At 46.0% G+C, this 23,673-nt stretch carries 21 protein-coding genes; 11 read left to right on the forward strand and 10 right to left on the reverse strand.

What is annotated here, in order from left to right; translation table 11 throughout:
* Positions 1–72: 72 nt before the first annotated feature.
* Both SPI9445_RS0122840 and SPI9445_RS0122845 read left to right on the forward strand, forming a co-directional pair.
* Complete coding sequence (locus tag SPI9445_RS0122840; RefSeq protein ID WP_017307121.1) at positions 73–618, forward strand: hypothetical protein; 546 nt, start codon at positions 73–75, stop codon at positions 616–618.
* Positions 619–703: 85 nt separating this feature from the next.
* Positions 704–1,213, forward strand: coding sequence for a type IV pilin-like G/H family protein (locus tag SPI9445_RS0122845; RefSeq protein ID WP_017307122.1), 510 nt, complete (start codon positions 704–706; stop codon positions 1,211–1,213).
* Positions 1,214–1,265: 52 nt separating this feature from the next.
* On the opposite strand, the gene SPI9445_RS0122850 is transcribed toward SPI9445_RS0122845, so the two are convergent.
* On the reverse strand, positions 1,266–1,709 hold the full coding sequence (locus SPI9445_RS0122850) for a DUF488 domain-containing protein (protein WP_017307123.1): 444 nt from the start codon (positions 1,707–1,709) through the stop codon (positions 1,266–1,268).
* Between the two features lie 6 nt (positions 1,710–1,715).
* On the reverse strand, positions 1,716–2,357 hold the full coding sequence (locus SPI9445_RS0122855; protein WP_017307124.1) for a DUF488 domain-containing protein: 642 nt from the start codon (positions 2,355–2,357) through the stop codon (positions 1,716–1,718).
* 213 nt (positions 2,358–2,570) lie between these two features.
* Between SPI9445_RS0122855 and SPI9445_RS0122860 the strand changes: the two genes are divergently transcribed.
* Positions 2,571–4,643, forward strand: coding sequence for an NAD-binding protein (locus tag SPI9445_RS0122860; protein ID WP_017307125.1), 2,073 nt, complete (start codon positions 2,571–2,573; stop codon positions 4,641–4,643).
* A gap of 126 nt (positions 4,644–4,769) precedes the next feature.
* Here the strand turns inward: SPI9445_RS0122860 and SPI9445_RS0122865 are convergent, their stop codons facing one another.
* A complete protein-coding gene (locus SPI9445_RS0122865) occupies positions 4,770–5,000 on the reverse strand; it encodes a photosystem II protein, Psb35-related (protein ID WP_017307126.1) in 231 nt (76 codons plus the stop codon).
* 93 nt (positions 5,001–5,093) lie between these two features.
* Complete coding sequence (locus SPI9445_RS0122870) at positions 5,094–6,521, reverse strand: DUF2079 domain-containing protein (RefSeq protein WP_026080031.1); 1,428 nt, start codon at positions 6,519–6,521, stop codon at positions 5,094–5,096.
* 38 nt (positions 6,522–6,559) lie between these two features.
* Here SPI9445_RS0122870 and SPI9445_RS0122875 point away from each other — a divergent pair, with 38 nt between their 5' ends.
* From SPI9445_RS0122875 to SPI9445_RS0122890, 4 genes are all read left to right on the forward strand, one after another.
* Entirely contained in the window at positions 6,560–8,047 is a 1,488-nt protein-coding gene (locus SPI9445_RS0122875; protein WP_017307128.1) for a hypothetical protein, read from the forward strand.
* A gap of 143 nt (positions 8,048–8,190) precedes the next feature.
* Positions 8,191–8,724 (forward strand): acyltransferase, encoded by a 534-nt coding sequence (locus SPI9445_RS26725; protein ID WP_017307129.1) that lies wholly within the window; start codon positions 8,191–8,193, stop codon positions 8,722–8,724.
* Positions 8,725–9,088: 364 nt separating this feature from the next.
* A complete protein-coding gene (locus SPI9445_RS0122885; RefSeq protein WP_026080032.1) occupies positions 9,089–9,721 on the forward strand; it encodes a lysophospholipid acyltransferase family protein in 633 nt (210 codons plus the stop codon).
* A 15-nt stretch (positions 9,722–9,736) separates the two neighbouring features.
* Positions 9,737–10,030 carry a DUF2288 domain-containing protein gene (locus SPI9445_RS0122890; protein WP_017307131.1) on the forward strand — a complete coding sequence of 98 codons (294 nt, stop codon included), beginning with the start codon at positions 9,737–9,739 and terminating at the stop codon, positions 10,028–10,030.
* On the opposite strand, the gene SPI9445_RS0122895 is transcribed toward SPI9445_RS0122890, so the two are convergent.
* The 6 genes from SPI9445_RS0122895 to glpX form a co-directional block, all read right to left on the reverse strand.
* Positions 9,993–10,646 (reverse strand): YdcF family protein, encoded by a 654-nt coding sequence (locus SPI9445_RS0122895; protein ID WP_026080033.1) that lies wholly within the window; start codon positions 10,644–10,646, stop codon positions 9,993–9,995. The two genes, SPI9445_RS0122890 and SPI9445_RS0122895, sit on opposite strands and share 38 nt — an antisense overlap.
* An 88-nt stretch (positions 10,647–10,734) precedes the next feature.
* The gene (locus SPI9445_RS0122900) at positions 10,735–11,424 is read right to left on the reverse strand and encodes a hypothetical protein (RefSeq protein ID WP_017307133.1); all 690 of its coding nucleotides are present in this window, start codon (positions 11,422–11,424) and stop codon (positions 10,735–10,737) included.
* A 519-nt stretch (positions 11,425–11,943) separates the two neighbouring features.
* Positions 11,944–13,500, reverse strand: a complete 1,557-nt coding sequence (locus SPI9445_RS26730) for a DUF2130 domain-containing protein (protein WP_017307134.1) — start codon at positions 13,498–13,500, stop codon at positions 11,944–11,946.
* An 18-nt stretch (positions 13,501–13,518) separates the two neighbouring features.
* The gene (locus SPI9445_RS0122910) at positions 13,519–16,608 is read right to left on the reverse strand and encodes a UPF0182 family protein (protein ID WP_033374029.1); all 3,090 of its coding nucleotides are present in this window, start codon (positions 16,606–16,608) and stop codon (positions 13,519–13,521) included.
* 205 nt (positions 16,609–16,813) lie between these two features.
* Complete coding sequence (locus SPI9445_RS0122915) at positions 16,814–18,100, reverse strand: glutamyl-tRNA reductase (protein ID WP_017307136.1); 1,287 nt, start codon at positions 18,098–18,100, stop codon at positions 16,814–16,816.
* Positions 18,101–18,354: 254 nt separating this feature from the next.
* Positions 18,355–19,392: a class II fructose-bisphosphatase gene (gene glpX, locus SPI9445_RS0122920; protein ID WP_017307137.1), complete on the reverse strand. Its 1,038-nt coding sequence runs from the start codon at positions 19,390–19,392 to the stop codon at positions 18,355–18,357.
* Positions 19,393–19,615: 223 nt separating this feature from the next.
* Here glpX and SPI9445_RS0122925 point away from each other — a divergent pair, with 223 nt between their 5' ends.
* From SPI9445_RS0122925 to SPI9445_RS0122940, 4 genes are all read left to right on the forward strand, one after another.
* A complete protein-coding gene (locus SPI9445_RS0122925) occupies positions 19,616–20,338 on the forward strand; it encodes an energy-coupling factor ABC transporter ATP-binding protein (RefSeq protein WP_017307138.1) in 723 nt (240 codons plus the stop codon).
* A gap of 74 nt (positions 20,339–20,412) precedes the next feature.
* A complete protein-coding gene (gene cmr1, locus SPI9445_RS26735) occupies positions 20,413–21,588 on the forward strand; it encodes a type III-B CRISPR module RAMP protein Cmr1 (protein ID WP_017307139.1) in 1,176 nt (391 codons plus the stop codon).
* Positions 21,572–22,834, forward strand: a complete 1,263-nt coding sequence (locus tag SPI9445_RS0122935; RefSeq protein ID WP_017307140.1) for an AAA family ATPase — start codon at positions 21,572–21,574, stop codon at positions 22,832–22,834. Before cmr1 ends, SPI9445_RS0122935 begins: the two co-directional genes overlap by 17 nt.
* 2 nt (positions 22,835–22,836) lie before the next feature.
* Positions 22,837–23,607, forward strand: a complete 771-nt coding sequence (locus tag SPI9445_RS0122940; protein WP_017307141.1) for a hypothetical protein — start codon at positions 22,837–22,839, stop codon at positions 23,605–23,607.
* Positions 23,608–23,673: the final 66 nt, after the last annotated feature.

Here is a 23,673-nt window from a genome sequence, read left to right on the forward strand (position 1 = left end):
ACATGGCGAGGGACAACTTCGCACTTTAGGCCGGGGAGTGTTAATGAGCTTGCATTCTTTTTGTTACATATCATGAATCCAAAATCTTTAATCTTGATCGGTTTTCTGCTCTTCACTCTCCCTGTATCCCTTCAATCCTGTAAAGCACCTGCGGATTCAACCCGTGAGTCTAACCCTTTAGAAGATGGCTTTGATCTCATGGAGAATGAAACGTTAGGAGGATGGTTAAAGGTGGGTTTACCCGCTTCCGCTATTGTAGAACAACTGGGTGAACCCCCTCAAAAAGGTGAGGCGGTCTTGTGGGGTGCTATCGGCACTTATGTCCAACAATGGGACTATCCGGGTCAGGGGATTAATCTACAAATGGAGTCGGAAGAACCCGACGGAGAACAACGAGTTTTACACTTAACTCTATCGTCACCGAGTAGCCTACAAACCCGTCAAAACATCGGTATTGGTAGTTCTCGGACCTCAGTAGAACAAGCTTATCAAGAGTATGGACAAGTTACCCCAGAAAACCCCAATACTTTTATTGCAGGAACAGTCTATGGGGGGATTATTTTTGAGTTTGAAGAAGATCAAGTGACCCATATTTTCATTGGTGCGGCGGCGGAATAGTCATCAGAGTACAACCGGAATCGAGGGCATAGGAACTGTAGAGTGATTTAATGATTCTCAAGGGTTTACTGGGTATTTTTAGCGCATGACTTCTGTTCGATCTTCCTTCCTCTCCCGTCTCCCCTCTCAAGGGGTGCTGTCTTGGCGTAAACTGCTGTGGCTGAGTTCTTTGGTATTTTTAGCCAGTTGTCAGTTGAATGTCCAAATCCCCCCCCTCGATAGCGGCGATCGCGCTCAATTTTTTCTCAAAACAGTTGCCAAAGGTCAAGAAGGCTACTACAAAGCGAATGGAGAGTTTGCCACCTCCCTAGAAAAGCTTTCTCTCAACCTGAATCTTGATACTCCCGACTATCGTTATGATCTCGTCTCCTATGGAGAACCTGCCGAAAGTTTGATTATGACGGCAACGGCAAAACAGGACGGACTCGAAAGTTATGCCGGAGTCATTTATATCCAAAATAATGAAACTGAAGTTAACGCGGTGGTCAATTTGTGTAAAACTAGCACTCCTTCCAAGACTCCCCCCCAACTCTCTCCCCAACCTCAACCCGGTCAAGAGTTAAAATGTCCCGATGGATCCGTATCTGTGAATTGAACGACTCAAGCAAAGCCGAAACGTTCAGCCAGAATGTCCTCTCGTCCGATTTCTAGAGATGATGAATTAAAACATTGCCCCATTGTTTTTCTAAATACTCGGCAACTAAGCGACGGTGACAGTGATGAGGTTCGGGTTCACTACAAAGTAAACAAGCCTGATTGAGCAATTCTGGGGTCACTTTTTGCTCAATTTTACGTTTTTTAATCAGGGCATTAAATTGAGTTTCGTAAGTGTCCCAGTCTCCTTTTTGCTTTTTGTATTGATCTAATATATCTTGGGTTGGGGCAAGGTCTAAGATGTGTGTATATTCAATATTGCCAATGGTTTTAAGGAAATATTCGAGGTCTTTTCGTTTAGCAAATCCAGCCAATTGGGAGACATTATTTAAGCGGGTGTCTATGATGCGTTGAACCCCCGCTTTTTGCAAGGTGGTAAAAAATTGTTCGGCTGTTTTTTTGGTAAAGCCAATGGTATACAAGTTAAGTTTTTTCATGGTCAACTAGGCAAGTTCTGGGTCAATGTAGGCAATTTTATTTCCCTGTTTTTCGTAGGCTTCTTGCAGGCATTTCTCCGGGTCAGGAGGGGGTTGTAAGGCATCAAAAAGGGAGAGTTGTTGGGGTTGGTTCGGGGGGTAAAAGATGTGTCCAAAGCCTTGGATTTGCAGGAGGCGTTTTTCTAGGTCGGTGTGGGATTCTAGGTCGCCGTTGGTTAAGATGTGTTGTATGTTGAGGTGGGGGTTTAATTGTTTGATTTGCCGACAAACGAGGATAGTTCTATGGCAGGTGATGGGGTCTTTTTCGGCACAAAGTAGACTAATTCGATAGGTCTGTAATCCGGTTTGTAAGCGTTGAAGGCCTTGCTGAAACAGTTCGGTTTGAGCGATGCGTTGATAAAGGGCTTTGCCGTTATTGTAGCAGCTTAGGTCTTTGGGTCGGGCTCCGAGTTCTTGACCGAGGAAAACATAGTGGAGGTGATGGGATTTGAGGGCGTTTTTAAGGTCGTTTTGGTTGAAGTGGGGAAGATAGCGACTGTAGGGGTGCGATCGCACGTCAGCAACGGCCTGAATCTGATGGCGCTGGAGTAGTCCAATGAAGGTTTCTAAACTGTGGTTTGAGTGTCCTAGGGTATACAGGGTTTCCATGATGGTCTAGGGAGAATCCGGGATATGATCTGAATGTTCTCAGAAGACCCACACCATAAGCAAGGGTGGATGTCTTCTCAAACGCCTTTTCGGGAAGGGTTGTCAGAATATTGGATTCCAATCGTTGACGGGGGGAGCGCTCATAACCCTAACCTTGGATTATGTTAATTCATAGATTGTTCCCGACAGCCAATAAACAGGCCACGATGAATCATGAATAATCCAGCTTGGGCAGATAAATCTACGACCCATCAACAGTTTTTAGTCATTGGTTTGGGCAGTTTGGGGCAACATTGTGTGATGGCCTTAAAGGAATTTGGGGTGCGTGTGGTAGCGGTGGAAATTGCTCCCCCCTCGCTGTGGGAATTTAGCCAATTGCCGGAGGTGTTGGATGGGTTCATTTTGGGGGATAGTTGCCAAGATGACATTCTACAAGGGGCTGGCATTCAGGAAACGAGGGCGGCGTTAATTGTGACGAGTAATGAACGAGTGAATGCGGAAACGGCTTTAGCCATTCGCCAACTGAATCGAGAAACTCGTTTAGTAGTTCGTTCAGGTAAGGAAAATCTCAATCAATTATTAAGTGAAACTCTAGGGAATTTTGTAGCCTTTGAAGCAACCGAATTGCCTGCTGTGGCTTTTGCGATCGCTGCACTGGGGACAGATACCTTGGGGTTTTTCAATCTAGAGGGACAATGGTTGCGGGTGGTGAAACAACAAACATCCTCAACTCATCCCTGGTGCCAGACTCGCCAACTGGAGGAATTGAACAGTCGGGTGCGTCGGGTGTTACTCCATGGTCAGGGTTCTCATGCTTTGACTCCCCCCTTTTATCAGTGGCACCCGGATCAAATGATTGGCGACAATGATCGGATTGTCTATGTGGAAACGGCAGATCAGTTTCTGTTGCAACAACGTCAAAAGACGGCTTCTTTGGCTGTAGGCCGGGCTAATCGTCTCAAACGACAACGCTGGTCTGAGTTTTTTGCTCAACTGCCGAGTCGATTCAGGGTGAGGACGATTCGACAATCTGTGGCTCAATCCCTAGGGCAGTTTTGGCAACTGAGTTTAGGGCAACAAATTCGCCGGGTGGCTTTGTTGTGTGGTTGTATTATCGGGGTTTTGTTGGTGATGGGAACGTTTTTATTTCATCGCTACTACCCAGAAACAACATTCCTCACGGCCTTTTATGGTACAGCAGTATTGTTGCTGGGAGGCTATGCGGATTTGTTTGGGGAGTTTAGTGTTATCCCGAATTTGCCTTGGTGGTTACAGTTGTTTGCTTTGAGTTTAACGGTGATCGGCACGGGTTTTGTTGGGGTGCTGTATGCCTTGCTGACGGAAACGTTGCTCTCTTCTAAGTTCCAATTGATTCGCCAACGCCCCCCGATTCCTAGCCAAAATCATGTGATTGTTATTGGTTTGGGGCGGATTGGCAAACAAGTGATCCAACTGCTGGAGGCGTTTCAAGAACCTGTGGTGGGGATTCGGTTAGCGGGGGAAGATGACCCAACGATTTTACCCCATTTGCCTTTAATTACGGCTCCGTTGGCGATCGCACTCACCCAAGGGAATGTCACCACGGCGAAAAGTGTAGTTGTGGCGACGGAAGATGAAATGATGAATCTAGAAGCGGCTTTGATGGTGCGATCGCTCAATCCTCAAAGTCATTTAGCCATCCGGATCTATGGTCAACAATTGAGTCAACATCTGGCTAATCTGCTCCCCGATGCCCAAGTTTTTTGCACCTATGCTGTGATGGCGGAAGCGTTTGCTGGGGCGGCTTTTGGGGAGAAGATTCTCAGTTTATTCCGCCTGCACAATCAAACGATTTTGGTCACAGAATACACCATAGAACCAGAAGATACCCTCGTTCATCGTTTACTGGCCACTGTGGCCTATGGGTATGGTGTGGTGCCGTTGCTGCATCAGAAAAAGGGTGAGGAACCTTGTTTTATGCCCAGTGACGAGATCCGTTTACAATTGGGCGATCGCCTTATTGTGTTGGCGACCATAGAAAGCTTGCGTCGGGTGGAATTAGGGCATTTAATGCCCCCGGAGTGGCAGGTTTACCTCACCAGTCTCCGCAGTCCGGAGGCGGCCTTTGAGGGGGCGAATTTAATCACCCGCATGACTGGATATTCTCTCGCTGAAGCGCGATCGCTGATGCACCATCTCCCCGCCCTCCTCCCTTGTCCCCTCTATCATCATCAAGGTCAGCGTTTAGTTCGTGCCTTGAGGCGTTGTCAAGTCCGGGCTGAGTTGAGAAGGGAGATCGGGAATTAATCCTTGTTCACTCATATTCGAGGGAAAAAAACTCCCACCCTCTCAGGAAGAGGATGGGAATGTTGCGAAAGTTAATTAACCCGATTGTTTTAGAGAGATGTTGTTGTCTGGTCGGAGTGACTAGGATTAGGAGTCTACGCGCACTCGCACCGCGTAAGCGTCCAAACTGTAAGCGGGGGTGCGATCGCCGTAGTCGGTGTCACGACCTGTAAAGGATTTGGCTAAGGTGTCAAAGGCGCTAGAGTTCCAATTCCGTTGGTGGATGGGTTTGCTTTGTTCCCCTCGGAAGTAAGCTTGAGTCCCTAAAACGGCGGCGGCGACCCAACCCACGATTAAGACGGCTAATAAAATTGCCATAGTATTTGACCTCCTGTTAAATTTTTGTGTACTTTTGTTAACTTATCTGTAAACAAATGTAACAATTTTTAACAAATGTGTCAAGGGTATGGGTCAAATTCCTGTTTTGTCCCCCAGACGCTGGAATAGAAGGACTTCATCCTGAGAGAAGGTGAGGGAGAGGTGGGGGGCGTTTTGGCAGTATTCGCGCAAACGGGCGATCGCCTCGGGAGAAGATCCGAAGTCAGGATGACGTTGATCGAGTAGAATCGCGTCGAATTGATCCATCTCTTGGGGGGTTAATTCCCCTCGGGGGAGTTGGACCAGGGGACGATGGGTAAGGTGGGGAAGAATGCCGGAGGGGGCGATTACAGACGCTTGAGGGGGGATGAGTGCGATCGCCTGACGGTTGGCCTGCCAAGTGTCAATCTTCCTTAAATACACGCTGCCAAAGTAGCTATATTTGGCTAAACACAGGAATCCAACCACAGACCAGACTAAAATAAATTTACGATTTTTCACCCAAAGTTGATGATGAGCAAGGGCAAAAATTAAGGTCAACAGGAGAAACGGTAACAGAGGGACTGAATACTGTTGAACTAAATTGCGTTGATTAAAATTATCTGAGAGTAAATTAATCCCCAAGGTGGGGAGAGTGGCTACAAGGGGGGAGAGATTCGGCCATCGTATCCCCCAGAAAACCGGGACAAACAACAGCAGGAAATATTCTAAGCTGCTGAAGGAGAGCAAATGGCCCCAGACGAGGTGAGGTTTCAGGAAGACATTCAGGGCAATTTCAAGGACAGAATCCCCTAAGTAACTGTAGCGCCCCACCGCCGCCGCTTCCATGCCGCTAAATTGAGGAATAATCCATTGTGTGGTGGCTAAAAACCAAGCTATCCCCCCACTGACGGCCAAAATGCCATAGAGGGGGCGTTTTTCAACACACAGCGCCCAAAATCCCAGCGCGGCAACGGTGAGGGAAAGTACCGCTTTACAACTGAGGATGACGAGGAGACAGCAGATAAAACCCAGAATATCAGGCCATCGGGGTGGACGGCGCGAACGCACAATCCCAATCGCCCCCAATAAAGCAGGAAAGGCCAAAACTTCCGGATGGAAATCATAGAGATTGACATTGAAAACGAGGGGGTATAAATAATAAACTCCCACCATTAACAAACTATCTCCCTTTGAAAGTCCCTCCTGTCGTGCCAACTGCCACACTAATCCTCCACTCCCGGCCAAAGCGAGTGCCTGTACCCCAAACAGCCAATACACGGAAGGATAGACTTTATAAAATAAGGCCAGAGGGTAGAGAATCAAGGCCACATGATCCCCCAATAGGTGATAATCTCCTGCAAAGGACACCACGGGGGGAAGTCCCACACTCAGGAGATACACTAATTGATCAAACCATCCTAAATCATAAGCATTGGACTGGAAGAGCAGATGACGGATTACACTACAAGCGAAGAAAAGGAAGAAACTCCCCCCCATAAGTCCCCAGAGAATAGGCTGTTGTGTTGGTTTATCTTTCATCAGAATTTAAAATCGTTACTCTAGTTTCTGTGATTATCATGACCATTTTTTTTGCTTCTGTGTGGTTTAAATTTAAAAAATGGCTACAGACTCCACAGGGTAACGATTTTAGCTTAGTTTTTCTCACAGGGGCGATCGCCTTTCTCACCTTTTTATCTCCCGACAAAATTAATGTCGGTGACGGTTTTGGCTGGGATGGCAGTCGTTACGCAGAACTTGCACAAAATTTTTATCAACGATTTGCTCAAGGAATTGATAGCTATTATATCAGTCGTATTTTTCCATCCTTTCTCATCTTTCACAGCCTACAATTGTTCGGACTAGAACATAGCAACAGCAATATTATTCATGGTTTTGGCATCCTCAACGTTTTACTCATTACCCTAAGTATTTATTTTTGGTGCTTAATCGCCCAGCAATTAAAAATTAGTTCTCAGGGCAAATGGATCGGCTTCATTGCTTTTATTCTAAACTGTTTTATTTTAAAAATAACCCCCTATTACCCCGTTTTAACTGACGTTGCCGCCTATTGTATTAGCATGGCGATGTTTTACGCTTATCTAAGTCGCCGAACCTTCTGGTTGATGGGCTTAATTGTTCTTGGTACATTTAGCTGGTCAAACTTATATTATTTTGGAGCAATTTTACTCCTCTTTCCGGCATCAGAACCCCCTCATCCTAACCCACCAACAGCCACCAAACCCGCCCTTTTAACCGCCGGAGCGTTAACCGTTGCAGGAGTCGTTTATATGGTCATCTTAGCCCACTCTGGGCGAGAAATTAGAGCCGAATGGCAGATTGCCCCGCTCCTCCATTCAACGGTTTATCTCAGCATTACACTGTCCGCCAGTTATCTCTTTTTGGGGCTATTTTACTTATTTAAATCTTCGGCATTTTTTAACCTAAAAAGTTGGGTTAGTCCCTTTAACTCCATCACCTTGGCGGGGAAAGTCTCCTTTTTGATTTTTTTAAACACACTTGCCCAATCTTTAGTCACAGAACCGGGGAATACTTTGTCCTTTGGCTTACTCCTGGAATTCGTTGTCTGGACCAGTATGATTCAACCGGCTACTTTTTTTGTTTCCCATGTCATGTACTTTGGTTTAATCGTCTGGTTTTTGGTCTTTTATTGGTCAAAAATTAGTAACCTGATTAATCAACAGGGTTTAGGGTTGAGTCTATGTGTGTTCATTGGCATTATTTTAAGTCTAGCTAGTGAGTCTCGCTATTTGGTTAATATTACGCCTCTAGTCTTTCCCTTGGTGATTAAAGTATTAGACCAACAACAATGGACAATGAAGCAACTGGTAGGATTTTCTTTAGCGTCTTTGTTATTTTCTAAAGTCTGGCTGACCATTGGAGAATTATCAGGAGACTATGGGGATTTTCCCATGCAGCGTTATTTTATGAATGTCGGGCCTTGGATGTATCATCCGATGTATTTAGTGCAAGGGGTTGCTGTTGCTTTAGCGGGGGTGGGGTTGTATTATTTTTATGTTAGGAAATCCAACCATTATCTGCCTTAATGTTCTTGCTTTATGGGGGGACTAGGTGGGTGAGGGAAATTATGAAATCTCTCTAGTATCATTTTTAAAGGTTGGGTTACGTTTTCCTGTGCTTAACCTACGGATAGGATAAAATAAATCGCTAATTCTGGTTAACTCTCACTATGGATTATTTTGTGCATTCCCATGCTTTGGTGGAAACAGAAGCTATCGGAAAAGATACTAAAATCTGGGCTTTTACTCATATTCTCTGGGATGTTACGATTGGAGAAAATTGTAATATTTGTGATCATGTTTTTATCGAATGTGGTGTTAAAATAGGAAATGGTGTCACCATAAAAACTCATGTTTCGCTCTGGACGGGGGTCATCATTGAGGACTATTGTTTTATCGGTCCGAATGTGGCTTTTGTCAATGATCTTTATCCCCGTTCTCATCGAAATCCTGCCATGCAGGAGCGTTATTTTAGCCATCAAGATGATGGCTGGTATCGGGATAAAACCCTGATTAAAGAGGGGGCATCTTTGGGGGCAAATTCAACGATTTTATGTGGGGTGACGGTGGGAGAATATGCTATGGTAGCGGCGGGGGCGGTGGTGACTCGTGATGTTAAACCCTTTGAGTTAGTGGGAGGAATTCCGGCTAAACATTGGGGATGGGTTGATCGGGAAGGGAGGAAACAGGATTATAGGGAATAGGGAATAGGGAATAGGGAATAGGTGATAGGTGATAGGGAATAGGTGATAGGTAATAGCGAATAGGGAATAGGGAATAAGGAATAGGTGATAGGTGATAGGTAATAGCGAATAGGGAATAGCGAATAGGGAATAGGGAATAGACATCTCCCCCTCTCCCCTGCTCCCCTGCTCCCTGTTCCCTGTTCCCTAGCCCCACGAGTAGAGTTATTTATTGAACCTCCCATCGCTGAAAGCGAGGGATTCCCATATAGACTCTTATCTAGATCGAAGTCCCCGACAGAACGCCATTACTGGGCTGTTTGACCACGGGCGCACCGACCGCAGTTAATCCACGCTGTTTTACTATTAATAAACCTTAAATAAAATGAGTGAGAAACGAGAACCTTTTAGTAGTTTAATGCTGTACCACCTGTTTAAATGGTCGGTAGTTAGTCCGATGCTTCATGTCTATTTCCGAGGACAAATTACGGGGGCGGAACAGGTGCCAAGGGAGGGGGGATTTGTGGCCGTGAGTAATCATGCCAGTTTATTAGATCCTCCAATTCTGTCTAATTGTGTGGGTCGTCCGGTGGCTTTTATGGCGAAGGAGGAACTGTTCAAAATTCCCGTTTTAAACCAAGCCATTCGTCTTTATGGAGCCTATCCCGTTAAACGGAGTTCAGCCGACCGTAGCGCGATTAAAGCGGCCTTAGAGTGCTTAAAAGAAGGTTGGGGGGTGGGGATTTTTCTAGAAGGAACTCGCACGCAGGATGGCACGATTGAGAATCCTAAATTGGGGGCGGCGATGATTGCGGCGAAAGCACAGGTTCCTCTGTTGCCTGTGAGTTTGTGGGGAACGGATAAGATTGGGTCTGGGGTGCCTCGTGCGGTTCCGGTGACGGTGCGGATTGGTGCGCCAATGGATCCCCCTCCTTCGACGAAACGGGAGGATTTGCAGGCGGTGACGGAAAAGTGTACGGCTATAATTAACGAGATGCACGCCCTAGGTCGGTTATGACCTAGTTTCAGTTTCATGCCAGACGATTTAAAAACAACGTTAACGGATAGTATTGACGAGGCCTCTTGGGAGTGGTTGCTTCCCCATGTCAAACGGGATGCGGTGTTGATGGTGTCGGATGATTTGGATTTGGTGGAGGTGGGTTATGCGATCGCCTCGGATCAAGTCCAGTTAGTCCAAACTTGGATCGAAAGCCAGTTAATCCATAAACCCTTTGCCGAACAAATCAGCAACTGGAATGGTCAACCCCAAATCCGTTTTCAGGCGTTGATTATTCAGCCGTTTGTTCTGGTTCAACCCATTCCCTAAGCGGTTCTACGTCGAGGTTCTGGGCTAATTCTTCCCCGGTAGACCCGGTAAATAACCAGAATACGGCTCTGGCTCCATCTCGGATGGATTTACTCCAAGGTTCTGGTTCTTCGTTGGTGTGGACGGGGAGGGGACGGATGGCAATGCCTCGACTGCCAAAGACGATTTCACCAATAATCCGCGCTCGTCTCATGTGGTTGTCGGAGGTGATTAAATACACACTATCCACCCCGGCCGCCTGCAAGTCATCCACGAGGGAGGTAAAGTTAGTGACGGTATCTTGGGCGGCATAGTCTAAATGGAGGCGATCGCGTTCTACCCCAGCCCGGTCAAAAATCATCTGGACATAGTGCTTAGGACTACCAGAAGACACCCAAATCTCTAAATCTGGGTGATTCCTCGCTAAACGGGCGGCAAAGGCTTCCCGGGTTTCTAACCCTCCCAAGACAAACAACGCTTGCGGGGGGCGCTGGGCGGCTTGGTATCGGTGTTGGAGGTACAATCCGATCAAGGCGATCGCAACGGCCATAAATAAAGGCCACCTAACCCGCTTCTTGGCTGATTGGCGTGGTTTGGTCTTCGACTTTTGCCAACGAGAATCAAGCTTTAAGAACATCAATTCACATCAAAATTCAACGGGACTGGCCGGATTTGAACCGGCGACCTAGCGCTTCAGATTCGTGTGAGTTTCCCCACTCTCTGGACTATTCCTTCACCCGCAACTCACGCGTTCCGGGGGTAGCCGTTCTGCTGTAGGAGGTGTTTATTTTATAGAGCATACTGGAAGGAACATAAGGCGACAACTGCTCAAAAAAAGCCTGACCCTTTTTCGTCCCTATTCGCAAACGATAACAGCCTGTCCGCTTATTTTGAGAACTTAATCCCCACTGAATCCCCCAATGTTCCAGAAAATACTTGACAATTGTCTCATTTTCTGCTTTGGGTAAATTTGTATTGAGATAAACCTCTAAAGCGTGGATTTTACCCTGCCGTTTTTTAAAGGTTTTACTCCCACAATCGAGAAACCAAATTGCCACCCCTTGGGGGGTTAACTCCTCCAAAAACTCGCGAGTGATCACTTTTCGCGCAGAACCTTGATATAGCTTCTGCACAAGAATCCGAGTGAGGGGAATTAACGGCGGTTGGAGTCTCAGGTAGGATACCCCTTGGGAATTGACACTAGGACAACAGGGAATAGATTGTCCTGTAATCCGTTCTAACCAGTCTTGTTTAAAGCGCAAATAGTCTAACTCTAATTCGCGTTGATGGTAGGCCGCAATATAGAAATTATGGCCATTTCGTTGGCCGCGACCTAACAACATTCCGGCTAAAACCCCTCGTTTTTCTTTTTTAGTGAGGGTTAGTGTTTTCCCGATGCTCTGGTGATGAGACATAAATAGTCCATCAATCAACTCTCTACAACCAGTCTCTGCACCTTCCACTAGGCAAGGGTTTACCCCCTAATCTAGTGGCTTGGCTCAAGATTACCCTATGCGGAGGTGGGAGGTTTCCCCAAAGGCTTCGCACTTAGGCTTCCTTGAATTTGACTACATTCATTCATGAAGTTACCCTCATGATGCCCGACTGTTCAGGAGGCGCTTGCTCTATCCAACTGAGCCACAGCCCCAAATTGATCAACTTAGGCGATCGCACGTTTCCCACTAGAGGAACTCGATTGACCACCAAGCCAGATTGATTCTACCAAATCCTAGGGAAAATGGGGAATAGGGAACGGGGAACAGGAGAGGGGGAGCAGGGGAGAGGGGGAGAGGGGGCATTAAGACTTATTACCTATTACCTATTCCCGACTCCCTAGGGCGCAAGCATTGCGCCCCTACACCGATTCCCGATTCCCGATTCTTGCCCATCACCTATCACCTATTCCCTATTCCCTATTCCTCGTTCCCTGTTCCCTACAATAAAAGAAACTTAGGGGGGGTGCTATCCGTTAATTGCTCCGTTAAGTCAAAATTCGTGCCACCAATTGCCGCCAAACTGCCAATAATTGACGTTAAACCATTGCTGATTTTATCCAAATAATCCCGGCGAGCTTTCCAGCGTTGTTTCATGTAGTTTTCTTCTTTGCGTAGGTCTTCACTAAAAGCGTGATAGGCTTCTTGCAGCATGGTCATCACGGTTTTAAATTCATCACTGCGAATATAGTCCACTACCCGTTCTTGTACCGTTTTCATGTGTTCTTGGGTTCTTTTCTCTTGGTGCGCTTGAATCAAAATCTGGCGCAAGAGGGTAGACACTACGGGCAGTTCGTGATAGCGACAAACAAAAACATCTTCTATCTGCCCAAAACTGTCCATATTGTCTGGCATGGCTGTAGTGACAATAATCTTTAAATCGGCTTTTTCACTGACGGCATCTTGGCGCAGTTTTTGAATCCATTTATCCTGCCAATGTTTGGCTTTTTTAGACTCATAAATAATTTTGCCTGTTGCTGACCCAAAATCATTGACAACGATTTGGGTCAAATCTGCACCATAAGCCCCTGTTTCAATTTCTTTAATTTGATCACGGGGAAACAAATTGCGTAAGGTTTCCTCAATAACAGCCTCAAACGCCTCCCCTTGAATCTGCATAGAACCTTGATCAGCCCGTTGTTTGAGCGCCTCGATTTGGTCTTTGAGTTGCTGCTCTTTTTCCTTAGCTTCAGCAAGGGCGATATCTTTTTCTGCGATCGCACTCTGTAACTGTTGGCTAAACTGCTCTTGGAACTGTTGCCGTAACGTTTGCTTGGTTTCTGCGATCGCCTGTTGTCGCACCTCCAGTATCTGTTCCTCTAATTCACCCTTCAGATTGTCCAGTTCAATCTTGGCTTTTAACAGTTCCTTCCGTTCCTTGCGCTGTTCCTCCAAGCTGGCGGCGAGTAATTGGGCGTTTTCCCGTTCCCGTTGCAGTGCCTCGGCCGTTTGTGCCGCTTCTGCCTTCAGTTTGGTCTGAATTTGCTCATTTTCTAGAGCCAGTTTTTCCCTTTCGGCTAACACTTGGCGGGATAATTGCGCTTCTAACTCTTGCTCCATTGTTTGCTTGGTTTGTGCGATCGCCTCCTGTCGGACTTGACTGATTTGGCGTTCCATCTGCTCCTTAAGCTCATCGAGTTCTGCTTTCGCGTCCAGCAGCGTTTTCCGCTCTTTCCGTTGTTCGGCGAGTTTTTCCTCTAGTACCTTGGCCCGTTCTCGTTCCTCTAGCAATTCCTGAGCATTTTGTTCCGCTTCCGCGTTCAATTTAGCCTGCAATTTCGCCGTTGCCGTCTCTAGTTTCGCCTTCTCTTGGGCTAACTGTGCGGTCAGTTCTTGCTGGAGATCCTGCTTGAGATCCGTTGTCAGGCGATCGCGTATTTCCAGCGTCAGTTTTTGGCGTAACTCCTTCTCAATCGTCTCCCGCAAAATCGTTTCTACCTCAAATTCTGCCCCACATTCAGGACATTTAATCTGGCGAGGCTCGACCTGTTTTTTCATAGTAACTTCATCCTTTTATTACGGTTCCACCGTCTCTAGTAACTGTTCCTCATAACCTTCTAAGGAGCGAATAATCGCCTCCTCCTCCTCTTCTAATGCTGCCGGGTTAAAAATCCCAGCTAAAGCCTGCTCTAACGTCGGGGCCATGACAATGGTATTTTCATAAACCACAATCACCCGAACCAATGTCGGCACACTATTCTGTTCTGCCTCTAAATACAACGGCTCAACATAGAGCAGGGAATCCTCCAAAGGAATCACTAACAAATTCCCCTTAACCACATTAGAACCTTGAATATCCCACAAAGAAATCTGTTGAGAAATGCGGGGATCTTGGTTAATTAACGCCTCAATTTGGGACACCCCAAACACTAACCGTTGTTTCGGGAACTGGTACAATAACAACTTACCGTATTGTTCCCCATCAGACCGCGCCGCTAACCAAGCAATTAAATTCGGACGGGCTACCGGGGTGTAGGGATGGAGTAGAATAAACTCCTCGGTTTGTTCTTGGGGCAAGCGCATAATCAGATGATAAGGCTCTACAGGTAAGGGCTCCTCCCCGTAAATTTCTTTGGGAATTTGCCATTGATCCTCCCGGTTATAAAATACCGTCGGATCCGTCATGTGATAGGTTAATAAACTTTCTGATTGAATCCTAAAAAAGTCCGTCGGGTAACGAATATGATTAAACAATTCTGGGGGCATTTCTTCCATCGGCTTAAACAAAGTCGGAAAGACTTTCCCCCAGGTTTGAATAATGGGGTCATCCAAATCCACCACATAAAAATTCACCGTCCCGTTATAGGCATCAATCACCACTTTAACCGGATTGCGAATATAATTAAAATTCTCCCCGTCGGGGTCAGAATAGGGATAATAGGAACTGGTGGTATAAGCATCTACAATCCAGTATAAATAACTGCCTAATTCCCTCGCCTTTGGATCTCCAATATCGGCATTGACTAAATAGGGATCATGATCATAGGTTAAAAATGGCGCAAGGCGACGAATGCGCTCATTAATATTCCGCCGAAATAATAGTTTTGTTTCTGGTTTAAAGTTTTGGGTAAATAGCATTTGCCAATCTTTTAAATATTGGGCAAAGGCTAACCGTGTCCAAGGTGCGCCAATTCCAATTCCCCCCATGCCATCATAAACATTTAACACATTATCCTGACCACTGGGGTAGTCTAACTCTTTAACACGAGTTGAAGTCATGACATAAGTATTGGTCAATTCTCCGTAATAGATGCGAGGATGACCGATGGGAATACTCCCCTGAATAATTTCATCGGATAAACGCAAAGTACCGCCCTCTTCTTCTGTGGCGATATCTTGGACAAAATACACAGGTAAACCGCCCTCGCCAACGCGATTCACGGGGGATAAGGTAAAGCCATAACCGTGGGTATAAACCAGATGTTTATTGACCCAAGTTTGGGCGGCGGCGGGTACTTTTTCATAGTCTAATTCTCGGGGAGAAATAACAATCTGTTGTTTCTGTTCCCGGAATTCTGAGGGAGTATCCGTCCGGCGAATTTGCATTGAGTAGCGGTCAATATCCGCGTCTTTGAAGGTATAGTAAAGGCGGATTTCTTGGAGTTGTCGGTTCGCTTTGAGAATCGGTCGAGTATCCCAGAGGCGGATGTTTTCAATGGTCAGTTGATTGTCTTCGAGTTGACTGGGGGAAAAGGTGGGTTGAGGGTCGAAGGTTTCGGCCTCAATACGGTCTAAGGCAAAGGCGGCACGGGTGGCGGCAATACTACGCTCTAGATAGGGGGTTTCTCGTTCGAGTTCGTTGGGCTGAACAATGATGCGCTGGACGGTGGTGGAGGCGAGGGCTCCAAGGAGGACAGCGAGGCCATAGAAGAGGACGAGGAGGAGGGAAAGGGGGACAATTGAGCAGGTTTGGCGGCCGGGGATGGGGCAGGCGATGCTGTGGAGGGAGGGTCGGAAACGGGCTTTATAGAGTAACCAGAGGGCAACAACGGCGGCGAGTAGGCTGAGGGCGATTTCAAGGGGGAGTTGTACGTTGGTGTCAGTGTAGCTCGCTCCGTAGTTAACGCCCCGTTTGGAATAAAGAAGGTCAAAACAGGCTAGGCCGTGAGTAAAGGCGAGGGTGATAAGGAAAAGCCCGCCGAGGGTTTCCAGATGGCGCAGTTGGGGGCGAGAGAAGCCGATAAAGCGCCCTTGGGAGAGACTATCCCCGGAGAGGAGGTAGAGGAGGGTGCAGGTAATGAGACTATAGAGACAGAGGCCTTCTAGACAAAAATAGAGCAGTTTCCACAGGGGGAACTGGAAGATGTAAAAGCTAATGTCGAGGTGGAAGAGGGGATCTTGACTTTCAAAGGGGGTGGGGTTAAAAAAGGCGAGGATGCGGGTCCAGTTGGCGGAGAGGATAAAGCCGAAGTAGAGACTCAGAAAGAGTGCGATCGCCTTAAACAACCCATTCGCCGCAAACAGCACACCACACACCACACCCAGCAACACCACAATCTCCACATAAAAGAAGGGTGTCCCCCATTCAATGCCCCCCAACAGGTGGAAAATCGACTGAATTTTAAAGGGAGGGGGAATAGAAGGCGTGCTTCGGCTCCAACTGGGGGCAAGGGGGCTATAGGTGAGTAGGGTTTCCCCGTAGTGCAGCAGGAGAAAGCCCAAGAGCAAACTTAACCCCAACACAAGGGGCAACAGGTGACTGAGTTTAATCTGGGAGGGGTAGGCCGTCGAGGGAGGGGGAGGAGGGGGAGCCGTTGCGGTTTGTCGATTGAGCAGAATGGCCTCTTTCAGGGAGAGGGGCGCAGTGCTGGCATAGCTAGACGGCGCAACTTTGGCGGATTTTCCCCGTTGCGCTCGTTGGACACTTTCCGGAGGCTGAGGATGTTGGAATCTCCCCACCTGATGCAGGTTTAGGAACAGGAACATGGCTGCTCCCCCTGTACCAAACAGCCACAGCCCCCCCTGACTGATGACTTGTAAGCCAAAGACCTCTAGATACTGCATTTCTGCAAACCAGAGGGTTTCTGCTAACGCCCGGGCTGCTAGTTCAAAGAGCAACCAAAGCCCTAGCAAAAGGAGGATCGGTTTTAGAAGCGTTTTCCTCATGGTTTAGGGGGGCAATGGGTAATAGGTAGGGCCTGCTGAATAAGTCCGAGAGTTGGGGAGTCGGGAGTCGGGAAAATACGGTTGTGTCCAATCGTGAATAGTCCATAAATAGTGTTATCCAATTTGCGGAACGCTATATCTGGGACTTGCCAAAATGCATACAAGCCTAACTTGTTAAGGTTGCCTATTCCCCATTCCCTATTCCCTAACTATACTGTTCCTCTTGTTCGAGATTAAACAACATTTGTAGGGACTGAATAGCTCGGCGACGGGCTTCTATGTCCTGTTGGGCGCGTAGTTGCACCATCGGATCATGTAATATTTTATTCACAATGCCTCGGGTGAGTGCTTCGATAACTTCTTGATGCTTCTCGGCAAACTCACTGCCCAAACGGGATAGGGCTTTTTCCAGTTCTTGTTCCCGAATCCCTTCAATTTTGTTGCGTAAACTGCTAATGGTGGGAACAGTTTCCAGAGACTGCCACCACACCTCAAAGGCGGCCACTTCTTCCTCAATTAATCCTTCCGCTTCCTGAGCCATTTGACGGCGCTGGATGGTGTTCTGAGCCACTACAGCCTTTAAATCATCCACATTGTAGGATTGGATGTTACCTAAGTCCTTCACGTTGCTATGGACGTTTAGGGGTACGGAGATGTCAATTAACATCAGGGGCTGGTTTGAGGTTAAACAGGTGCTGAGGTTTTGCGCGTCTAAAATGGGTTCGGTGGCCGAGGTGCTGGTGAAGGTAATATCAGATTGTGCGATCGCCTCGAACATCTCCTCTAAAGGACGCAAGGTTAAACTAGCATCCGGGAACTGTTGGGCTAAATCCTTGGAACGCTTGAGAGAACGGTTAACAATGGTAATCTCAGAGGCCCCTTTCGCCAACAGGTGTTTCACCAATAACTGGGACATTTTCCCTGCCCCCACAATCACCACCCGCGCTGAGGACAGATTCTCACTTTTCATCTGGGCTAACTCCACAGCGGCCGAAGAAATGGACACCGCCCCGGTGCCAATACTGGTTTCACTGCGTACCCGTTTCCCGGCCGTCATGGCTTGCTTGAACAAACGATCTAATAATCGACCTAAACCGTTGTATTTTTGGGCGTTTTTATGGGTGGTTTTCACTTGGGCTAAAATTTGCCCTTCTCCCAACACTAAACTATCTAAACCCGCCGCTACTCGCATCAGATGGCGTAAAGCGTCTTGGTGAAGCAGGGTAAACAGGTGTCGGCGCAGTTGATAGAGGGGAATATTGCTAATTTCTGACAAGAATTGAATAATTTCCCGCACCCCCGGTTCACTTTCGCTTGTCACCACATAAATCTCTAAACGGTTACAAGTGCTGAGGATGGCCACCTCTTCAATATGGGGGTAGGCCTTGATATGCGCGATCGCCTCTTCTAACTTCGCTTCAGGAATGCTCAATTTTTCCCGGACAGCAACGGGTGCTGTTTTGTGACTCAGCCCAACTACTGCAATATTCATAAATAATGTTTTAAAGGGTTTTATTTGTCTGTGCTAGATAATATTTTGAAGGTTTGTCTGTTTCTGTAACCTATTCTTAAACAATCTTGACAAATCGATAAGATGTTCAAGAGCCGATACAGCCCAGATAAAAGGTTTATCATAGGATCTTTATATCCCCCCTAGCCCCCCTTTGAAAGGGGGGAACCATTTTCAGTTCCCCTTCCAAAGGGGGATTCAGGAGGATTCAAGGGGATTTAGGCGGGTAAATCTCCCTAACGGAGTTGGATATTTTTAGGATTGTCGAACATATGCACCGTATCCACAAAGCGAGCAGTTTTAGACTGGCTGGAGATAACCAAGCTTTGTGTCCGTGCGCCACCGTGGAAGAAGCGCACCCCATCCATCAGAGTTCCGGGAGTAATCCCAGAAGCGGCAAACAGCACCGTTTGACCACAAGCTAACTCTTCAGCGTTGTATACTTTATCAGGATCCGTGATCCCCATTTCTTGCAGACGGGCTAGATTCCCCTCTTTGCTTTCCCCAATTAACCCAGTTTTCACCACGGCGGGATCATAGATTAACTGACCTTGGAAGTGACCGCCTAAACAACGCATCGCTGCCGCAGAGATAACCCCTTCGGGTGCCGCACCAATCCCCATTAGCGCGTGGATATTGCTCCCAGAGAAGGCACAACATAAAGCCGCAGAAACGTCACCATCACTGATTAAACGCACCCGCGCCCCTGCTTGGCGAATTTCGTTGATTAACTCTTTGTGACGAGGACGATCCATCACCACCACTACTAATTCCTCAACGGAACGATTCATACAGTCGGAGAGGATTTTTAAGTTCTCGGTGGCGGATTTGTTGATATCCACATGACCTTTAGCGACGGGGGGAGCCGCTAATTTCTTCATGTAGAAGTCGGGCGCTGCAAACAGACCGCCTTTTTCGGAAATCGCTAACACGGCCATTGACCCATTTTGACCATAGGCCACTAAGTTGGTACCTTCACAGGGGTCTACAGCGATGTCAATTTCAATTAATTCTTCAGGGTTACAGTAACTGTGAGCATCTTCACGAGTACAGATACCCACTTCTTCCCCAATGTAAAGCATGGGGGCTTCATCCCGTTCTCCTTCCCCGATCACAATGCGACCACGCATATGGATCTGGTTCATGCGTTCGCGCATCGCTTCTACAGCCACATGGTCGGCGGTGTTTTTCTCGCCTTTCCCCATCCATTTGGCAGATGCGATCGCCGCCTTCTCAACAACTTCTATAATTTCTAATCCCAGTGTACTATCCACAAAATTTATCCTCTTTTAACAGCTTTTTTGACGGGTGTATGGTTGATCCACTCAAAAAAGCAGTCTATCAGAAGGGGGGATCAAGTACCAATTATTGTGATCGGTGAGGGGTAGGCAAGGAGGAAGTTTAGGTTGTCGCTGGGGTGGGTTCTTGGGTGGTGATGGTTGTTGTGCGGCAGTGGAGGATAATAGGAAGACGTGATACAGGATTTTGATAGGGTTAATGTCTGCGGTTTTAGAAGTGGTTGATTTGTGTTTTGCCTATCCCCAACGTCCTGTTACCCTAGCGGGGGTTAATTTGACGATTCAAGGGGGGGAACGGGTGGGGTTAGTGGGGCCGAATGGGGCGGGGAAAACGACGCTGTTTTTGTGTATTTGTGGGGTGCTGGGGGCTACGTCGGGGGAGATCCAGTTGTTTGAAAAGCCCATTCAACGGGGGGAGTTTCGCCCAGAAATTGGCTTTGTTTTCCAAAATCCCGATGATCAGTTGTTTTGTCCTTCGGTGTGGGATGATGTGGCCTTTGGGGTGGAAAATATGGGGGTGCGGGGGGAGGAGTTAGGGCAACGGGTGACGAATGCTTTGGCCACAACGGGGGTGTCTCATTTAGCGGATAGGGTGCCGCACCAACTCTCCGGGGGGGAAAAGTGTATGGTTGCGATCGCCTCTATTTTAGCCATGCAGCCTCAACTCATCCTCTACGATGAACCTAGTGCCAATTTAGACCTAGCTGCACGTCGTCGTTTGATTCAGTTTTTACAACGTTCTCAGGAAACGATTCTCCTCTCCTCTCATGATTTGGAGTTGTTGCTGGAAGTGTGCGATCGCGTGATTCTGCTCAATCAAGGTCAAGTCTTGGCCGATGGTATCCCCCCAGTGATTTTAGGCGATCGCACCCTCATGAGCCAAAACAGCCTAGAAGTCCCCGCTTCCCTGGCCTCGGACTAGAACCCCTTCCTCTTGGTTAACATTAGAGCAGGAAACCCCAAACATGGCTACTCTGTGGGAGGATTAATTGATTGATGGAGATTAAGATTCAGACGTTAACACCCCTCTGGACTGGTGGGGTTGATGGGAAGTGCGATCGCCTCTACGAAACCGGAATTCTCGGCAGTCTACGCTGGTGGATGGAAGTGCTGGTGCGGGGTGTGGGAGGAGAGGTGTGTGATTCAACAGCAGAAGGCGATCGTAATAGCCTAGACATGAAAAAATATCGTGAATCTAAAGCAACAGATCAGCGTCAAAAATTGCGCGATGGTGGATTGACTTGTGATGTTTCCCATATCTTCGGAGCAACAGGCTGGAAACGGCAATTTCGACTCAGTATTACAGATGTTCAGGAAACTCTGAAATGGGACAAGCCTTTAAAAATAACACCCCAAGATCGCACTCGTGGCTGGTTTCTCAATCCGGGCTGGTTAGGAGAGTTTACCCTTAATTTTCATGGAAACTCAAACACTTTAGCCAAACTCTATACTCTATTAAAATTTTTAGAAGTTTATGGTAGTTTGGGTGCAAGACCCCAGCTAGGTTATGGAGCTTTTCGTATCATCAACATTAAAAATGTACCACACATTGAAGCATCTTGTTTTGACTATCCAAGGAGTGATCAAACAAAAATCACAGAATTTCCTGATCTAAGAACATTTACCTTCTTTAAACTTCGCTTTACACCTAAAAATTTAAATTGGTGGCATACTGTTCCCGGAATTAAGGAACTGCGAACGAATCGTCAAAGTTGGGGAGAATTGGAGAAAATAGCAAGGAATGGAATGATTCCTACAACTCCTGCCCTCAAAAATTACCTCCGTTATGGGTGTAACTGGTCTAATCCCCCTTTACTTCATTGGCTTTTTGGTACAATCCGAAAAGATGAAAGGCTACGCGGTAAAGTCGCATTTAGTTGGGCTTATCGTTTAGAGAATACAGATGAATGGGAAATTCGAGGTTGGATGTATTTACCCCAAGACAAAGAGGGAAAAGTTTTTCGCCGTGATATCATTAATGTATTTCAAGAGAACCTTAGTCAAACGCGAAATTGCTTACAAGCACTAGGCTTAACTGCTACAGATTATCGGACGGCTCAACTTAATATATTCCCCACACCAAATCCTTGGCAACCTCATTCAATTTCAGAGATGCAATCTTTTTTGTCCAGTATAGTTCACGAGGAAACAAATCATGATCAAGAGTATTGATATTAAAGGATTTCGAGGAATTGAGTCTGGTGCTATCAATAAATTCAGACAATTCAATATTTTTGTCGGGGCAAATAATTCTGGAAAGTCTGCCGTGATGGAAGCTATTTATTTAGCAAGTACAGTCAATCAAGAAGTTGGATTAGTGAGACAAGTAGATGAGGTTACGCTATCCAATACGGTACTGCTTGCTGAACAAGATTTGTTAAATAATAATCCGTTAAATCTAATTGTAAGTAAACATAGTGATTCAACAGGTTTACTCAATTTTAGTAGAGAAAAAGATGCTATTGTTAGTATCAATGTAAAAGATTCAAAAGCAGTATTGCAAAAGTTCGATTTAGATTGGAGCGAAAAAAAATTACCCAGTGAAAAATTGCCAAATGATCGTCTTTTTTTGTTTGGTTTTGATATCAAAAAAAATCAAAACAATTTAACTGATGAACATTTAGATGAGGACTTTTTTAAACTATTTTGGCAGCATACAAAAAAATTAGCAAATAAAACTAGAACTGTATTTTGGTGGTATCCAGATTTAACTTATTATTATAAGGGTAGTGCAGTTTGGTCAATAGAAGGTCAACCGCCTGCCGCAAAACATACCTTGTTTTGTGACACATCAATGGTGCAAAGTTACATCCCTATTGATTTTTACCGTCAAGTCCTTAACGAAGTTCCGGGCTGGACACAACGAATTGCCAAACATTTCGGCACAATTTTTGAAATCACAGACCCTTTTACAGTTCAATTTGTCCCAATTACGGGTTATCCTGATCGTTTACAAGGTTGGATTGCTCGTGAAGACAAACCCGCTCTTTCCATTGATGCCTTTGGCGATGGTGCAAGGGCAGCATTTAAGCTTTTAGTCCCCCTCGTTGTCATGGCAGAAATGGCAACAGAAGAAGAACCCGGACTCTTATTATGGGAAGAACCGGAAGCCTTCCAAAATCCTCAAACCTTGGGCAATCTTTTAAGAGAAGTAGTCAAAATGATTCAGGATAAACCCATTCAAGTTTTCATTTCTACTCATAATTTAGAATTCCTTGCGTACATTACCCAAATGATGGAAAATAAACACCTAAATTCTGAAAAAACAATGGCTTTTCATTTAAGCTTATCTGATGGTCAACTAAGATCATCTTGGTTTGATCAAGATACTTTATTAACATGGCTTGATTCAGGTATTGATCCTCGTGCGTGGAAAGACTTTATTCCACCCTTTCAATTTCAGCTACAGGAAAAATAAATATGGCGATCCTAGTTTTTGGAGAAGGATCTACAGAAAAAGGTGTGTGTAACGTCTTGAAAAAAAAGAATATTATTCAATTTGATGATTACACTTCTGCTGGGGGAAATACTCGTGAAATCAATAGAACAGTGAGCAACATCATCAGACCTCGCTTGGAAGGCGGGGAATTTCTTAATTGTGTGATTTTGTACGACTTAGATCGTCACAAAAATAAAACAGAAGGCAGCATTTTACAAAGTATTTTTGCAGATACAGGATTCTTAAAAAAAATTGATTCTTTTGAAGGTTTTGATGTAGGCAGCATGAGGGAACAAAGTTCTCGTCATAGTAACGTACATACGCTTTCAGTTCCCGAGATAAACTTTAAGATAGCCATACACATTGCTAACAAAAGATATAAAGAAAGCTTTGAAAAATCTGCAATTGATGATTATGTGCTAGAATTGGGACTCTTACCAAAAACAGTTATAAATCTATTGAATAGTATCAACCCACCCTCACCACAACCCAAAAAAGTTAATATTTCATCTGACAAGATTTTTGATAAGGTGACTCAAGAAATTCCTGATTTACTGAAATCTAACGCTAATGACATAGAGGATTTAACTTCAGCAAAGGACTATGTTCGTTTCTATGCCGCCGTTTTGAAGTTAGACACCTCTCCACCCATTTTTGCGGAGAAAGTAATGAATAATGCTGATGAGAACGATATTCGGGAAGTATTTGCTGCGCTGATTGCAGCCTTTGAATTGGTCAGTTCTCCACAATAACAATTGTTGAAATCAATAGGAAACAAAATATGGAAAAAATAGAAAAATATCGGCAAATAATCCAAC

Origin of the sequence: Spirulina subsalsa PCC 9445, from assembly GCF_000314005.1 — a bacterium.
GTDB classification, from domain to species: Bacteria; Cyanobacteriota; Cyanobacteriia; order Cyanobacteriales; family Spirulinaceae; genus Spirulina_A; species Spirulina_A subsalsa.

What these genes read in the sequence shown, in the direction of transcription:
- SPI9445_RS0122840 (WP_017307121.1), top strand. Translation starts at nt 73, where the DNA reads ATGAATCCAAAATCTTTAATCTTGATCGGTTTTCTGCTCTTCACTCTC.
- SPI9445_RS0122845 (WP_017307122.1), top strand. Translation starts at nt 704, where the DNA reads ATGACTTCTGTTCGATCTTCCTTCCTCTCCCGTCTCCCCTCTCAAGGG.
- SPI9445_RS0122850 (WP_017307123.1), bottom strand. Translation starts at nt 1,709, where the DNA reads ATGAAAAAACTTAACTTGTATACCATTGGCTTTACCAAAAAAACAGCC.
- SPI9445_RS0122855 (WP_017307124.1), bottom strand. Translation starts at nt 2,357, where the DNA reads ATGGAAACCCTGTATACCCTAGGACACTCAAACCACAGTTTAGAAACC.
- SPI9445_RS0122860 (WP_017307125.1), top strand. Translation starts at nt 2,571, where the DNA reads ATGAATAATCCAGCTTGGGCAGATAAATCTACGACCCATCAACAGTTT.
- SPI9445_RS0122865 (WP_017307126.1), bottom strand. Translation starts at nt 5,000, where the DNA reads ATGGCAATTTTATTAGCCGTCTTAATCGTGGGTTGGGTCGCCGCCGCC.
- SPI9445_RS0122870 (WP_026080031.1), bottom strand. Translation starts at nt 6,521, where the DNA reads ATGAAAGATAAACCAACACAACAGCCTATTCTCTGGGGACTTATGGGG.
- SPI9445_RS0122875 (WP_017307128.1), top strand. Translation starts at nt 6,560, where the DNA reads ATGACCATTTTTTTTGCTTCTGTGTGGTTTAAATTTAAAAAATGGCTA.
- SPI9445_RS26725 (WP_017307129.1), top strand. Translation starts at nt 8,191, where the DNA reads ATGGATTATTTTGTGCATTCCCATGCTTTGGTGGAAACAGAAGCTATC.
- SPI9445_RS0122885 (WP_026080032.1), top strand. Translation starts at nt 9,089, where the DNA reads ATGAGTGAGAAACGAGAACCTTTTAGTAGTTTAATGCTGTACCACCTG.
- SPI9445_RS0122890 (WP_017307131.1), top strand. Translation starts at nt 9,737, where the DNA reads ATGCCAGACGATTTAAAAACAACGTTAACGGATAGTATTGACGAGGCC.
- SPI9445_RS0122895 (WP_026080033.1), bottom strand. Translation starts at nt 10,646, where the DNA reads ATGTTCTTAAAGCTTGATTCTCGTTGGCAAAAGTCGAAGACCAAACCA.
- SPI9445_RS0122900 (WP_017307133.1), bottom strand. Translation starts at nt 11,424, where the DNA reads ATGTCTCATCACCAGAGCATCGGGAAAACACTAACCCTCACTAAAAAA.
- SPI9445_RS26730 (WP_017307134.1), bottom strand. Translation starts at nt 13,500, where the DNA reads ATGAAAAAACAGGTCGAGCCTCGCCAGATTAAATGTCCTGAATGTGGG.
- SPI9445_RS0122910 (WP_033374029.1), bottom strand. Translation starts at nt 16,608, where the DNA reads ATGAGGAAAACGCTTCTAAAACCGATCCTCCTTTTGCTAGGGCTTTGG.
- SPI9445_RS0122915 (WP_017307136.1), bottom strand. Translation starts at nt 18,100, where the DNA reads ATGAATATTGCAGTAGTTGGGCTGAGTCACAAAACAGCACCCGTTGCT.
- SPI9445_RS0122925 (WP_017307138.1), top strand. Translation starts at nt 19,616, where the DNA reads ATGTCTGCGGTTTTAGAAGTGGTTGATTTGTGTTTTGCCTATCCCCAA.
- cmr1 (WP_017307139.1), top strand. Translation starts at nt 20,413, where the DNA reads ATGGAGATTAAGATTCAGACGTTAACACCCCTCTGGACTGGTGGGGTT.
- SPI9445_RS0122935 (WP_017307140.1), top strand. Translation starts at nt 21,572, where the DNA reads ATGATCAAGAGTATTGATATTAAAGGATTTCGAGGAATTGAGTCTGGT.
- SPI9445_RS0122940 (WP_017307141.1), top strand. Translation starts at nt 22,837, where the DNA reads ATGGCGATCCTAGTTTTTGGAGAAGGATCTACAGAAAAAGGTGTGTGT.